The following is a 14,539-nucleotide window of genomic DNA, read 5'->3' on the forward strand; positions in this document are numbered from 1 at the left end:
GGCCCCCTCAGCGCCGTCGGTCGGCCTCGCGGGCCGCTCGTTTGCGCTCGCGCTGCTCCCGGGTGAAGCGCTTGCGCTCGGCCAGGTCGCGCTTCCACGCCTCGCGGGCCTCGGCCGAGCCGCCCTGCACCGCACCTTTGACACCGTCGGCCGGCCCGGCGAGGTGCCGGAACGCCCAGCTCAGGAGTCGGCCGCCCTCGCCCGGGGCCCTGGTGGTCGCGCCGTCCTCACTCATCTGCCGCCCTCTTCCGCCGCGCGTCGTCCGCCCGCCGAACGAGCGAGCGATTGGGGCACCAATGGTTGGTACACCAACGATCGGTAGAGTAGTCACCGTGCTTGGTAAGGGCAACCGATGACCGAACGACCCGATCGCGTCGACCCGTTGGCGTTGGAGCAGCAGGTCTGCTTCGCCCTCTCGGTGGCCGCGCGCAGCGTGGTGGCCGTCTACCGGCCACTCCTCGAACCCATGGGGCTGACCCATCCGCAGTACCTGGTGATGTTGGCGCTCTGGCAGCACGCGCCGCTGTCCGGCCGTGAGCTCAGCCGCCTGTTGCAGCTCGACCCGGGCACGCTCTCACCCCTGCTCAAGCGACTCGAAGCCGCCGGCTACCTGCGCCGGGAACGCGACCCCAGCGACGAGCGCAGCCTCGCCGTCACCCTCACCGCCAGCGGCGCCGCGCTGCGCGACCAGGCGGAGCTGATCCCGGCCGCGATCGTGCAGCGACTCGGGCTGCCCGTCGCCGACCTGCAACACCTGCACGCGGTGCTCACCCAGGTGATCGCCGCAGCCAACCGACCGGGCAGCGACCAGAGGGTGGCAGAGACCGACGCGGCGGGTCAGGCGTCGGCGGGTCAGGCGTCGGCGTAGACGGCGAAGCCGCGCTCGGCGCAGCGCCGGTAGAACGCGGCCAGCACGCCCAGCTCGGCGCAGGTGAAGTTCCACTGCGGCGGGTCGCCGCGCTCGTCGCGCAGCGCGTCGAGCCGGCTCTCCAACCACCGCAGCTGCTGCTCGGCCAACCTGCCGTCGCCGAGCAACGAGCGCAGCACCGTGCTCACCGACTCGAAGGTCACCGCCTCGCCGTACGCGCGGTGCCCGGCCACGAACCGCTCGATGCCACTGGCGATCCAGGAGCAGCCGTCCGGGTCGATCACCGGATCCTCGTCCTCGGCCGCGGCATCTGTGGCGTACAACACACCTTCGAGGCCGAGAAGGAGATCCACCAACTCGGTGTACGCGGTCGCCCGGATGGTGCCGGTCTTCGCGATCAGCTCGGCCAGCGCCGCCGTCGGCGCGGAGATGCGCGGCACGTCGACGATCTCGCCGAAGTCGACGAACTCGGCCGGCGCGACCGGATCGTAGAAGCGGCCGGTCCGCGGCCAGTGCACCGCGACGTTGTCCAGCCCCATCTGTCACCTCTTAGAGAGCACGTGTCGGGTCGATCGAGTCGATCGTCCCGGTTCCGGCCGGTAAAGATCAAGCCTGGTTCCGGGGCGCCGCAAACGTACGGCACGGACGCTTCGGCCGCGACCCCCGACCCGCCCGAGCGCGGGTCAACCCGTCCGGGGGCGGCGCGTGCGATCGGACCCTGGCGTGTGGGGGGAGTCGCGGGCAACGGGGTTCTGCCGGCTACGGACTTCTCAGCAGCCTCTCTGAGGGTGCCGAGTGGTGGTTCTGTCCCCCGCGCACAGTAGGATTGACAGCGAGACGAAGACCCGGTGTGGGAGAGCGACGGGGCCGGGTGGCCCCAGATTCATTCTCCACGTCGGGTCGAGCCGATCGCGATCCGCGGGCAACCGCGGCGACCGGCGCGTTCGACCCGCTGTCCGGAGGTCTCCGGCACCGGTCCACGCGCCGACGTCGCGTCATGTCCGCCGAACCCGCGCCCGACGCGCCCTACCGGCGTGGCTGACGCGAGAAAGTGGCCGAGGGTGGCAGCGCAGGACAAGCAGGAGTACGGCGCAGAGTCGATCACCGTTCTTGAGGGTCTGGAGGCGGTCCGCAAGCGGCCCGGTATGTACATCGGGTCCACCGGTGAGCGCGGTCTGCACCACCTCGTCTGGGAAGTTGTCGACAACGCTGTCGACGAGGCGCTCGCCGGATACTGCGACACCATCGACGTGGTGCTGCTCGCCGACGGCGGCGTCCGGGTCACCGACAACGGCCGAGGTTTCCCGGTCGACCTCCACCCGAAGCTCAAGAAGCCGGGCGTCGAGGTCGCGCTGACCATCCTGCACGCGGGTGGCAAGTTCGACGGCAAGGCGTACGCGGTCTCCGGCGGCCTGCACGGCGTCGGTGTGTCCGTGGTGAACGCGCTCTCCACCAAGATGTTCGTCGAGATCCACAAGTCCGGTTCCGTGTGGCGGCAGCACTACACCAACTCGAAGCCGAGCCCACTGGAGAAGGGCGAGCCCACCGACCGCACCGGCTCGGCGGTCTCCTTCTGGCCCGACCCCGACGTGTTCGAGACCGTCGACTTCGACTTCCAGACCATCTACCGACGCCTGCAGGAGATGGCCTTCCTCAACCGCGCCCTGCGCATCCACCTGCTCGACGAGCGGGTGGCCGAGGAGGAGGACGGCCGCCAGCGCGAGGTCACCTTCTACTACGAGGGCGGCATCGCCGACTTCGTCCGACACCTCAACGCCTCGAAGAGCCCGATCCACAAGACCGTGGTCGAGTTCGGCGCCGAGGAGGAGGGCATGTCGCTTGAGATCGCCATGCAGTGGAACGAGTCGTACGGCGAGTCGGTCTACACCTTCGCCAACACGATCAACACCCACGAGGGCGGCACCCACGAGGAGGGCTTCCGGTCCGCGCTGACCAGCGTGGTCAACCGGTACGGCACCGACAAGAAGCTGCTCAAGGGCGACGAGAAGCTCTCCGGCGAGGACATCCGCGAAGGGCTCGCGGCGATCATCTCGGTCAAGCTGGCCAACCCGCAGTTCGAGGGTCAGACCAAGACCAAGCTCGGCAACACCCCGGTGAAGAGCTTCGTGCAGCGGGTCTGCAACGACCGGCTTGTCGACTGGTTCGACCGCAACCCGGCCGAGGCCAAGATGATCATCACGAAGGCCTCCCAGGCGGCGCGGGCCCGGATCGCCGCGCAGCAGGCGCGCAAGCTGGCCCGGCGCAAGTCGCTGCTGGAGTCCGGCTCGATGCCGGGCAAGCTGGCCGACTGCCAGTCCACCGACCCGCGCGAGTCCGAGGTGTTCATCGTCGAGGGCGACTCGGCCGGCGGCTCGGCCAAGCAGGGCCGCGACCCGCGGACCCAGGCGATCCTGCCGATCCGCGGCAAGATCCTCAACGTGGAGAAGGCCCGGATCGACCGGGTGCTGAAGAACAACGAGGTCCAGGCGCTGATCACCGCGCTGGGCACCGGCATCCACGACGACTTCGACATGGAGAAGCTGCGGTACCACAAGGTGGTGCTGATGGCCGACGCCGACGTCGACGGCCAGCACATCCAGACGCTGCTGCTCACCCTGCTGTTCCGCTTCATGCGGCCGCTCGTCGAGATGGGCAACGTCTACCTGGCCGCCCCGCCGCTCTACAAGATCAAGTGGAACAAGAAGGGCGACGACGCGCAGTACGCCTACTCCGACCGCGAGCGGGACGGGCTGATCGCGCTGCGCCAGCAGAAGAAGCCGAACGCCAAGCCGGACGACATCCAGCGCTTCAAGGGCCTCGGCGAGATGAACTATCCCGAGCTGTGGGAAACCACGATGAACCCGGCGACGCGTACCCTGCGTCAGGTCACTCTCGACGACGCGGCAACCGCCGACGAGTTGTTCAGCGTGCTGATGGGTGAGGACGTCGAAGCCCGCCGGTCGTTCATCCAGCGCAACGCCAAGGACGTCCGGTTCCTGGACATCTGACAGACCGTGGCGGAGCGGCCGGGCAGTGCCCCGCCGCTCCGCCGGTCCACAGAGTTATCCACAGCTTGGCCGGTATCCACAGCGGTTATCCACAGCACGAAAACGACTCTGAGTCTGATAAGGGTATACAGTGACCGATTCTCCCGAGTCCACACCTAACGAGCCCGAGGTCCCCGCCGAGGCCATCGCCGCCGTGGTCGCACACGACCGGATCGAACCGGTCGGGCTCGAGGTGGAGATGCAGCGCTCCTACCTCGACTACGCGATGAGCGTCATCGTCGGGCGTGCGCTGCCGGACGTGCGGGACGGGCTCAAGCCGGTCCACCGCAAGATCCTCTACGCGATGTTCGACTCCGGCTACCGTCCGGACCGCGGCTACGTGAAGTGCTCCCGGGTCGTCGGCGACGTGATGGGCCAGTTCCACCCGCACGGCGACTCGGCCATCTACGACGCGCTGGTCCGCATGGCGCAGTCCTGGTCGCTGCGGTATCCGCTGGTCGACGGCAACGGCAACTTCGGCTCGCCGGGTAACGATCCGGCTGCGGCGATGCGTTACTGCGTCACCGGAGATGTCCGGATTCGCACCGCCGACGGCAGTGTGCGGATCGGCGACGTCGTGCCGGACGCGGCACCGTCCAGCGAGACCGACATCGACCTCAAGGTCCGCGACCGCAACGGCGACCTGGTCCGCGCCAGCAAGTTCTTCCACTCCGGCGAGCACCCGACGCTGCGGCTGCGCACCCGCGAGGGGTACGAGCTGACCGGCACCCACAACCACCCGGTGCTCTGCCTGGTGGACGTGGCCGGCGTGCCGACCCTGCTGTGGAAGCTGCTGGCCGAGATCTCCCCGGGCGACCGGGTGGTGCTCCAGCGCTCGGTGCCGGACGAGATCGGCTACCCGATGCTGGAGCACGTCGAGGCAGCGGTGCTGGCTGGCGCTTACGTTAGTGAGGGCTGGACCTCTGCTGACCGGGTCGGGTTTGACAACTGCGACCGGGAGTTCTTCGTTCGGGTCCTCGCGGCCTACGACCTTGCCGTGGGCGGTCGACGCTGGGTCGGCACCGAGACAACGGTCACCGGCAAGACTCTGCACAAGCTGCGGGGCTGGACCTCCGATTTCGCTGGGTCCGTCCTGGGCGACCTGGTCGGCGCCCGTAGCGCCGCGAAGTTCGTTCCCGAGTTCGTCTGGCAGGGTCCGGCCGCGATCAAGCGGGCCTTCCTCCAGGCGCTCTTCGAGGGCGACGGCTCGTCCTCGCTGCTGCCGCGCAACACCATCCAGGTCTCGTACTCCACGCGCAGTGAGCGGTTGGCCCGCGAGGTCCAGCAGTTGCTGCTGGAGTTCGGTGTGATCAGCCGGCAGACCCGCTACGACGACGGCGAGATCAAGGTCGTGGTGACCAACCGGCGGGACGCCCGGATCTTCGCCGCGCACGTCGGCTTCCTCGGTCGCAAGCAGGCCAAGCTGGAGGCGGAGCTGGCCCAGGTGCCGGCGAGCAGCACCGCGCTCTCCAGCGACCACGTGCCGCTGGTCGGCGAGTTCATCCGCGAGCACGGCGCGCAGCGCTGGACCGAGCGGGACTGGCTGCGTCGGCACAACGTGGACCGGGTGGAGCGGTGGGAGCGCGACCGCGACGAGATCGCCGCCCGGATCACCAACACCGAGGTGCTCGACGTGGTCGAGCCGTTGGTCGACGGTCGGTTCTACTACGCCGAGGTGGCGCAGATCACGGACGCCGGCGTGCAGTCGGTCTACAGCGTCCGGGTCGACACCGATGACCACTCGTTCGTCTCGGACGGGTTCGTCAGCCACAACACTGAGTGCAAGCTCGACCCGCTGGCCATGGAGATGCTGCGGGACATCGACGAGGACACCGTCGACCTGCAGGACAACTACGACGGTCGGGCCAAGGAGCCCACGATCCTGCCGTCGCGGATCCCCAACCTGCTGGTGAACGGCTCCGAGGGCATCGCGGTCGGCATGGCCACCAAGATTCCGCCGCACAACCTGCGGGAGATCGGCGCGGCGGTGCAGTGGTGCCTGGAGCACCCGGAGGAGGACGAGGAGACCACCCTCGAGGCGCTGCTCGGCATCGTCAAGGGCCCGGACTTCCCGACGCACGGTCTGATCGTCGGCACGACCGCGATCCAGGACGCGTACCGCACGGGTCGTGGCTCGATCCGGATGCGTGCCGTGGTGGAGGTCGAGGAGGACAAGCGGGGTCGCCCCTGCCTGGTCGTCAGCGAGCTGCCCTACCAGGTCAACCCGGACAACCTCGCCGAGCGGATCGCCGAGCTGATCAAGGAGGGCAAGCTCGCCGGGATCGCGGACATCCGTGACGAGTCCTCCGGGCGTACCGGCATGCGGATCGTGCTGGTGCTCAAGCGCGACGCGGTCGCGAAGGTCGTGCTGAACAACCTCTACAAGCACACCCAGCTCCAGGAGACCTTCGGCGCCAACATGTTGGCCCTGGTCGACGGGGTGCCGCGCACGCTCAACCTGGCCCAGTTCCTCCGCTACTACGTCGAGCACCAGATCGACGTGATCCGTCGGCGGACCGCGTTCCGGCTGCGCAAGGCCGAGGAGCGGGCGCACATCCTGCGCGGTCTGGGCAAGGCGCTGGACGCGCTGGACGAGGTGATCGCGCTGATCCGGCGTTCGCCGACCGTGGACGACGCTCGGCAGGGCCTGATCCGGCTGCTGGAGATCGACGAAATCCAGGCGACCGCGATCCTGGACATGCAGCTGCGCCGGCTCGCCGCCCTGGAGCGGCAGCGGATCATCGACGACCTGGCGAAACTCGAGATCGAGATCGCCGACCTCAAGGACATCCTCGCCAAGCCTGAGCGGCAGCGGAAGATCGTCTCGGAGGAGCTGGGCGAGATCGTCACCAAGTGGGGCGACGAGCGCCGGACGCAGATCATCCCGTTCGACGGCGAGGTCTCGATGGAGGACCTCATCGCCCGCGAGGATGTGGTCGTCACGATCACCCGGACCGGGTACGCCAAGCGGACCAAGGTCGACCTCTACCGCTCGCAGCGACGCGGGGGTAAGGGCGTCAGTGGCGCTACGCTGCGGCAGGACGACATCGTCAGCCACTTCTTCGTCTGCTCGACGCACGACTGGATCCTGTTCCTGACGAACAAGGGCCGTGTGTACCGGGCCAAGGCGTACGAGTTGCCGGAGGCCAGTAGGGTAGCCAAGGGCCAACACGTGGCCAACCTGCTCGCCTTCCTACCCGACGAGCAGATAGCGCAGATCATTGAGATCCCGAACTACCAGGTAGCCCCCTATCTGGTACTGGCCACGAAGAACGGCCTGGTGAAGAAGACGCGGCTCGAGGAGTTCGACTCCAACCGTTCCGGCGGCATCATCGCGATCAACCTGCGCGATGAGGACGAGCTGGTCGGTGCTGCGCTGGTTGCGCCGGAGAACGACCTGCTGCTGGTCTCGAAGAAGGCACAGGCGATCCGGTTCAACGCCTCGGACGAGGCGTTGCGGCCGATGGGTCGGGCCACCTCGGGTGTGATCGGCATGCGCTTCACGGACGACGACGTCCTGCTCGCCATGGAGGTCGTGCGGGAGGGACTGGACGTTCTGGTGGCCACGAACGGGGGATACGCGAAGCGGACCCCGATCGAGGAATACCCGGTGCAGGGCCGGGGAGGTAAAGGCGTGTTGACTGCGAAGATCACCGAACGGCGCGGTGGTCTGGTTGGCGCGGTGGTGATCGATCCGGACGACGAGTTGTTCGCGATCACCAGCAACGGTGGTGTCATTCGGACTCCGGTGAAGCCTGTACGCCGTACGCGTGACCGGAACACAATGGGGGTCAAGCTGATGGACCTCCCGGACGGCGTGACTATCGTGGCGATTGCTCGCAATGCCGACGAGCCTGACGAACAGGACTAGTTGAATGACGGAGACACAGGCGAAGTCGGGGAACACGGGGACCTCGGCCAACCCGGTCGACGAGGAGGCCGCCAAGGGCGGCACACCAGCGACTGGCCGCGCGGCCGTAGGCCGGGCAACGGTCCCCGCCGACGCGCCTGCCCCGAAGTTCACGAGGGCCCCGGGTATGACACCCCCGCCGGAGCCCGGCAGTGATGACGCTGGTTCGGGTGACAAGACGGAGGCGTCCGGTGCCGAGGCGCCGACGTCCGCCGTCGCCACGCCTCCGGGTTCGGCGGCGGCGCCCTCGGCCCGTCCGGCGACCACCCAGCCGATCAACGTGCGGCCGGGTCAGGCGGCGTCGAGCGGGACCACCGGCACCCAGCCGCGGATCATGCCCGGCATGACGCAGCCGCCGTCGGATGCGACGCGTACCTCCGCTGCCGGCCGCCCGGCCAGCGGGGGTGGCCTGCCGCCGGGGATCGGTAACCCGTCCGCCGTCGGGGCTGCCCGTGTCGGTGACGCGGTGCGGGCGGCGCGTTCGTCGGTCAGCTCGGCGGCGTCCCGCGGGCCGCGTCGGGCGCGGCTGAACCTGAAGCGGATCGACCCGTGGTCGGTGATGAAGTTCGCATTCGCCGTCTCGGTGGTGCTCTTCATCGTCGTGGTGGTCGCCACCTCGGTGCTCTACCTGGCACTGGACGCGATGGGCGTGTTCAAGAGCGTCAACGACAGCCTGGGCGACCTGGTCAACGCCGGTGGTGGGCAGAGCACCAGCAGCTTCCAGATCACCGCCAAGGGCGTGATCCTCAGCTCGGCGCTGATCGGTCTGGTCAACGTGGTGCTGTTCACCGCGCTGGCCACGCTGGGGGCGTTCGTCTACAACGTCTGCGCCGACCTGGTCGGCGGGATCGAGCTGACGCTCGCCGAGCGGGACTGAACGACCGGGACGCCGGGGCACCGCGGAAAGCGGTCGCTCCGGCGTCCCGTACTCAGGTAGTTTTTGCAGGCGTCGACGGCCCGGCTCGTTGGTCCGGACCCCGATTTGGGGTGGGCCCAGCGGATGGGTTAATCTTGCTCGTCGCAACGCGGGGCTATAGCTCAGTCGGTTAGAGCGCAGAGCTGATAACTCTGAGGTCGATGGTTCGATTCCATCTAGCCCCACCGCACGGTCGTCCGACGTTAGTCGAGCACGAGGGGTCGCCCCAATGTTCAAGAAGCTGCTGATTCTGGCTGGCGTCGTCGGCGTGGCCGCCGTCGTGTTCAACAAGATCAAGGCCTCGAACGATGAGCGTGCCCTCTGGCACGAGGCGACCACCGCGCCCGACCTGCGCTGAGGTCCGGCCCGGCGCCGAGCGATCGGCGCCACGGTCGTCCACGGGGCCCTAGCTCAACTGGCAGAGCACTGCCTTTGCAAGGCAGGGGTTAGGGGTTCGAGTCCCCTGGGCTCCACCACATCATCCGGGCAGGTCACGGCCTGTTCTTCTCCCCCGCTGACCCCACCTCGGATCGACGATCATTTTTGGTCGTCAGCGGATCGTCAGCAGAGCCGCCGAAGACCCTGCGCACCGACTCGTTGATCGTGGAACCGCAGCCCGCCGGCCGCCTTGGTCGCCACACAGTCGACGGCTTTCCGCTCGGTCGTGAACTCCGCCGACCACTCCACATCCTCACGGTCAGACCAAGTGGCGCAGAACTGAAACGGGCCGACCTCGACGACCTGGCCGAGGAGCCCAGCGCGGACGAGTGACGGCCGCCAGACCTGGCGGCGGAAGTTGCTGCGCAACATCAAGGCGGCCCTCGACGGGCCGGCCGCGCCGCCGCCAGGGCGCGCGCCGGCCGCTGTCGCTCTGCGGCCGGCACGCCTGATGCCCGGGCGCTGGCGCGGAGAGCGGGGAGCCCGGAGGGCCGCCGCAGAACGACAGGTCGTTGACGGGTGCTGGCAGCGTCGTCAGAGGTGCTCGCCGAAGACCGCCGCGGCCACCTGGTAGCTGTCGAACGCCCGGGCCGCCCCGGCGTACGCCTCCAGGTGGATGAAGAGCTCGACGATCTCCTCCTTGGTCACGCCGGACGTCAGCGCGATGCGTAACTGCCCCCGCAGCGGCTCGTGGGTGCCCAGCGCCGCCGCGACGGCCACCGAGATCAGGCAGCGGCTCCGCAGGTCCAGGCCCGGTCGCGGCCACGAGTCGCCGAAGGTGTGCTCGGTCGCCAGCCGCCGGAAGTCCTGACCGACCGCGGGTTCCCCGTCGGCCAGCGGCAGGGTCAACGGTTGGCCGAGGAGGCGCTCCGCGGTGTCGAGGGCCTGCTGGTATCGGGGATCGTCGGGCATGCGTTGTCACCTCCGCAGGTGTCAGCCGATCGACTGCCGTTCGGTTCCAGCATCGCGTCCACCCCGGCGTTCGGTCGGCCGTTCCGGAAAACCGGTGTCGCGTCCAACGCCAGACGCCGACATCGATCAGTGAGCATCCACCGCATCGAGCCGCCTTTGCAAGGCAGGGGTTAGGGGTCCGAGTCCCCTGGGCTCCACCAGCACTTCCCTTGGTTGATCTCGGTCGCGGCTGCCGCACGCTGGGGACTCCGGGGGTTCGATCTGGAGAGTGCCAAGCCCTGCTCACCCTTCGCGTACCCCGCCCACCCCGTTGGGCGCTGTCCCGTACGGGACAGTCCCAGTCTGTCCCGGGGGTGCTGGGCAGCGCGTACGAGGCTGGTCGCGAGCCTGGTCGGGATTGTCCCGACCGGCTGTTCACCTTGTTGGGAAATCGGTGACCGCGTTGGCTTCTTCTCAAGGTTGCTCGCTGCGAAACAAGCGAATTTCGCCGTCGCGAGCTGCGAACGAGGAGGATCCGTGACCCGACGACGTAAATCACCAGCCAGGCGCCCGGCCGTGTCGCCACCGGCGAACGCGCCGGCCAGGTGGCGGTGGCAACCACGGACCTGGGGCTGGGCCGGACTCATCCTGGCGGTGGCACTCGTGAGCGGCGCCGTGGCCTGGGTCGGCACGAATGACCGAGCGGGTTCCGCGACCGCCACCGCGGGATCTCCCGCTGCCGTCGCGGTCGACATTCCGGTCACCAGAGCGCCGATCGCCGAGCAGCCGTCCACCACCACACCTGTCCGGCAGGATCCGCCGCGCCAGCCCGTCGGCAGTGGCGCCGCTGCCAAGAACGCCACCGACAACGGCACGCCCGCCATCGCGGTCGACCAGAAGAAGCGCCGTTTCGCGCCGGTGAAGCAGAACAAGCGTCGCGCCGAATCGGTGGACCAGCACAAGGACCGTTTCGCGCTGGTGGACCAGAACAAGCGCCGCACCGAATCGGTGGACCAGAACAAGCGTCGTGGCGAGCCGGTCGACCGGAACAAGCGTCGTGCCGAATCGGTGGACCGGACCAGGGGTTGGGTGCCGAGCCGTCTCGCGTTCGGCCGTAGCTTCGGGCATGCCTGCAAGGCGGTCGACCAGGGACGAACCGCTCGGGCCATCTGCCGGGTCACCGAAACTGCGGCAGGTAAGAACCACCAACCCCGGGTGCAGGACGTCAGGGACCAGGTCGTGCACGTCCGCCCAACGCACCTGAAGGAACAGAGCCTGAAGGACCGCGCCCCGATCCAGTGGTGCCACGACCGCGTGCGGCCCGCGTACCCCCGCTCGGTGTGGCAGGCACGACCCGGCGGGCCCGGAGCGCGCCCTAACCTCGACGGGTCCCGATTGGTCCGGGCCGGCGGCCCGGGTGCTGGTGACGGAGCTTTCGGTGGCTGAGACGACAAGGACCAGCCGACTGACCATGTCCGTCCTGCTCTCCGCCGCCCTGGCAGCCGGACTGGTCGGCGGGGCGGTCCAGTCGCAGCCGCGAGCCGGGCAGCCCGACGACCTGCGGTACGTGGCCAGCAGCGAGCCTGAACCTGATCGGTGGGGAGCGAGGGTCGTCTACAACCCGGCGACCGGGAAGTGGGAAGGCCTCCCGTTCGACCGACCGGAGTTGGACGCCCGCGAAGGTCAGGTGGACCGGTACCGGCCGAGGCCACCGGCGCACCACTGGGAGGATCAGCTCGATCCGCCGAGGTACTACGAGGACAACTCGGTCGATCGGCGGACTCCCGCCCAGCGGGAGGAAGACGAGCGGAAAGCCCGTCGCGGAAAGCAGAATCAGGTCATCCCGAAGGACGGCGTACGGGCCGGAAACGACCTGAGCAAGGCCGCCGACAATCTCGGTAAGGCTGCCAGTCAGCTGCCCAAGGCCGGGACTGCCGTTCCCAAGCCCGGGCTGGGCATGCAGGGGGGACAGTCCAGCGCGGTACCGGTCCGCAGTGGGGTGTTGGCCGTGACGCTGGCGATCACCGCCGCCCGGCACGCCGAGCGGCTCCGCCAGGCCCGGGCCGACGAGCGTCGTCGCCTGGGTCGGGTGAATGCGTCGACCCTGCGGGCGGCCAAGAAGGCCCAGCAGGACGCGGCGAGGGCGACGACCGCGATCCAGGACGCCGCCCGGGCTCGGGCAACCGCTGAGCAGGCTGCGGTCCGGGCGGCCAGGGCCGAGGAACAGGCGCGCCGATCAACGGAGCAGGCTCGGACGGCGGGATCCTCCGAGGCCCGCCAGCAGAGCAGGACGGACGGTCGGGACGCCAAGGCAGCGCGGAAGGAGGCGACCCGGTCCGCGGCAAGGGCCCAGCAGGCCGATCGGGTGGCGCAGCGGTACAACCAGGCGTACGTCGCCGCGGCTGGTGTGGAGGTCAAGCAAAAGGCTCACGGCGCCAGGAAGGCGGCCACCACGGCGAGCCGCGCCGCCGACGGCGCACAGCGGGTCGCCGACCGGGCCGAGCGGGCGGTACGCCAAGCCGAGCAGCGCTTGGCGGCGGCTCGGGCCAAGGACGACCCGCGGGCGGTGGCGAAGGAAGAGCGGCGCGTCGAGAAGGCACGCCAACAGTCGGAGCAGGTTCGGGGGCCGCTCAAGAAGGCCACGACCGAGGCCACCATCGCCGCGCGGAAGGCTGATGAGCTTGAGGCGAAGGTACGCAAGGCTGAGCAGCGCGCGCGCGACGATATCGCCCGAACTCGGGACAAGGCTCACGCCACCCACAACGCACCGGTAAATTCCGCCCAGGGCAAGAAGGGCAACGGCGACCCACCGGACGACCCGCCGGCCAAGACCCGGCCCAGGACCGACGGCCCGAAGGGGTCGGGCGGCAATGGTGCGCAGCGCACTCCTGACAATGCGGGCACCCCCGCGACCACCGCCGCCAAGCCCGGCGGGGCCGCCGCCCTGGCGAAGCGCCTTGGCGGCCTGCGCGGCGGGTCCGGCGCGACCGGGATGGGACTGGAAATCGTCGCTTTGCAATGGTTGGAGCAGCAGGACCCGGAGGCCTTCGCCGCGCTTCAGGGGGTGCAGGACCAACGGGAGCGGGAAAGCCTCAAATACCTCCAGGAATCCTTAAAGGACCCGAGCACGCGGGCCGAACAAATCGAGAAGTATCAGTTCTACCAGGGCGGCGACCCGTCGTACGAGGATGGCTCAGTCCCCCTCATCTCACCCGAGTTCGGCAAGGCGAGACGTCAACTGTTCGAGCAGGCGATCAACGAGGACAAGGCCGCCCAGCGCCGCAACGACGAGGTTGCCCGGTGGGACTCGTACGCGAAGGCCAAGTCGGCGCAGTGGGAGACGCAGCAGGCGGCAGGAAGAGCGGTCGAGGCGGCCCGGGCCAAGGACGCGCGCGAGTTCGCCGCCGACAAGGAGCTTCGCGCGCAGCAGAAGGTGAAGGCGAAGGCGGAGAGCAAGAAGGCTGACAAGGTTCTCAAGGCGTCCAAGGCCAAGGACGACCGTGAGTTCCGGGCGGCCGAGCAGAAGCGTGCGGCGGAGAAACGTGAGGCCGAGCAGCGCCGTAAGGACGAGGCGGCTCGTTGGGACGCGTACGCCAAGGCGCAGGCGAAGGCCTACCAGGACCAGCAGAAGGCGAAGGGGAAGACGGCCACCGCCAAGCCGACGGCCAAGGGCACCACCACGTCGACGAAGAGCACGAAGAGCACGAAGAGCACCAAGACCGGTGGCAGCGGTGGGGCCGCCGGGAAGAAGAAGTCGTAGCGTCACGTACCAGTGGCGTGCGGCGCAGGATCGGCCCGCCGTACCGTACGGCGGGCTGGTCCGCAGCCGCGGGGATGCGGCCAGAGCCTGGCATCATCGCCCGGATGCGAATGAGCGAGTTGCTGCGCCGACAGGACGAGCTGCAGAGCGAGGCGTTGGAGGTGCGTGACGACCTTGGCCTGGACGCTCACCTCTCCGCCCATGGCGAGGTTGTCTGCGTCGGCAGCGCCGCGCTCGGCCTGATGGTGTGGCGCGATCTTGACCTCACCGTGGTCTCTCCCCGGCTCGACGCTGAGGCTGTGGCGGTGACTGGCGCACGGATCGCGACACATCAGCGAGTACGTGAGGTTACTTTCCGCAACGACACCGGTCGCTGGAACATCGACCCTGCCTATCCCGACGGCCTGTATCTGCGAGTGCGGTGCGCCAGCCACCTCGGCGAGATGTGGTCGGTCGATATCTGGTTCGTCAACGAGCCAGAACGCCAGCCCGACCTGGAGCACCTACGGACGCTGCCGCAACGGCTGACCGCTTCGAGCCGCGAGGCGATCCTGACGATCAAGGACGCGTGGGCCGGTCGAGCGGAGTACGGCCAGCAGGTGCGGAGCTGGGACATCTACACGGCTGTGCTCGACCACAGAGCGCGCACCGTTGACGATTTCGACAAGTGGGTACGTGAGGCCAGGCCAGATCGTCGCGGTTAGTCCGA

11 protein-coding genes and 2 tRNA genes are annotated in these 14,539 nt (G+C 68.8%); 10 read left to right on the plus strand and 3 right to left on the minus strand.

Translation table 11 applies throughout. The annotated features are described in order from the left end of the window. Positions 1-7: 7 nt before the first annotated feature. Positions 8-235 carry a hypothetical protein gene (locus tag AB0B57_RS07120; RefSeq protein ID WP_357066157.1) on the minus strand — a complete coding sequence of 76 codons (228 nt, stop codon included), beginning with the start codon at positions 233-235 and terminating at the stop codon, positions 8-10. Positions 236-352: 117 nt separating this feature from the next. Between AB0B57_RS07120 and AB0B57_RS07125 the strand changes: the two genes are divergently transcribed. Continuing rightward, a complete protein-coding gene (locus tag AB0B57_RS07125) occupies positions 353-868 on the plus strand; it encodes a MarR family transcriptional regulator (RefSeq protein ID WP_357066160.1) in 516 nt (171 codons plus the stop codon). Here AB0B57_RS07125 and AB0B57_RS07130 read toward each other — a convergent pair. After that, positions 853-1,407, minus strand: coding sequence for a hypothetical protein (locus AB0B57_RS07130; RefSeq protein ID WP_357066163.1), 555 nt, complete (start codon positions 1,405-1,407; stop codon positions 853-855). The two genes, AB0B57_RS07125 and AB0B57_RS07130, sit on opposite strands and share 16 nt — an antisense overlap. 522 nt (positions 1,408-1,929) lie before the next feature. Here AB0B57_RS07130 and gyrB point away from each other — a divergent pair. From gyrB to AB0B57_RS07160, 6 genes are all read left to right on the plus strand, one after another. Then, a complete protein-coding gene (gene gyrB / locus AB0B57_RS07135) occupies positions 1,930-3,876 on the plus strand; it encodes a DNA topoisomerase (ATP-hydrolyzing) subunit B (RefSeq protein ID WP_357066166.1) in 1,947 nt (648 codons plus the stop codon). Positions 3,877-4,069: 193 nt separating this feature from the next. After that, on the plus strand, positions 4,070-7,786 hold the full coding sequence (gene gyrA / locus AB0B57_RS07140) for an intein-containing DNA gyrase subunit A (protein ID WP_357066545.1): 3,717 nt from the start codon (positions 4,070-4,072) through the stop codon (positions 7,784-7,786). A 4-nt stretch (positions 7,787-7,790) separates the two neighbouring features. Further along, a complete protein-coding gene (locus AB0B57_RS07145; protein ID WP_357066169.1) occupies positions 7,791-8,702 on the plus strand; it encodes a DUF3566 domain-containing protein in 912 nt (303 codons plus the stop codon). Positions 8,703-8,852: 150 nt separating this feature from the next. Next, positions 8,853-8,926 (plus strand) — tRNA-Ile (locus AB0B57_RS07150). Between the two features lie 44 nt (positions 8,927-8,970). Then, entirely contained in the window at positions 8,971-9,099 is a 129-nt protein-coding gene (locus tag AB0B57_RS07155; RefSeq protein ID WP_209444550.1) for a DLW-39 family protein, read from the plus strand. Positions 9,100-9,141: 42 nt separating this feature from the next. Further along, a tRNA-Ala gene (locus AB0B57_RS07160) sits at positions 9,142-9,217 on the plus strand. A 496-nt stretch (positions 9,218-9,713) separates the two neighbouring features. Here the strand turns inward: AB0B57_RS07160 and AB0B57_RS07165 are convergent. After that, positions 9,714-10,091, minus strand: a complete 378-nt coding sequence (locus tag AB0B57_RS07165; protein ID WP_357066172.1) for a carboxymuconolactone decarboxylase family protein — start codon at positions 10,089-10,091, stop codon at positions 9,714-9,716. Positions 10,092-10,733: 642 nt separating this feature from the next. On the opposite strand from AB0B57_RS07165, the gene AB0B57_RS07170 reads away from it, so the two are divergent. The 3 genes from AB0B57_RS07170 (at position 10,734) to AB0B57_RS07180 (ending at position 14,534) form a co-directional block, all read left to right on the plus strand. Next, on the plus strand, positions 10,734-11,516 hold the full coding sequence (locus AB0B57_RS07170; RefSeq protein WP_357066175.1) for a hypothetical protein: 783 nt from the start codon (positions 10,734-10,736) through the stop codon (positions 11,514-11,516). Next, entirely contained in the window at positions 11,509-13,830 is a 2,322-nt protein-coding gene (locus tag AB0B57_RS07175) for a hypothetical protein (protein ID WP_357066178.1), read from the plus strand. The genes AB0B57_RS07170 and AB0B57_RS07175 overlap by 8 nt, the downstream gene beginning before the upstream one ends. A gap of 104 nt (positions 13,831-13,934) precedes the next feature. After that, positions 13,935-14,534, plus strand: a complete 600-nt coding sequence (locus AB0B57_RS07180) for a hypothetical protein (RefSeq protein ID WP_357066181.1) — start codon at positions 13,935-13,937, stop codon at positions 14,532-14,534. Positions 14,535-14,539 lie beyond the last annotated feature (5 nt).

This window comes from Micromonospora sp. NPDC049101, assembly GCF_040648675.1.
In the GTDB taxonomy this organism is placed as follows: Bacteria; Actinomycetota; Actinomycetes; order Mycobacteriales; family Micromonosporaceae; genus Micromonospora.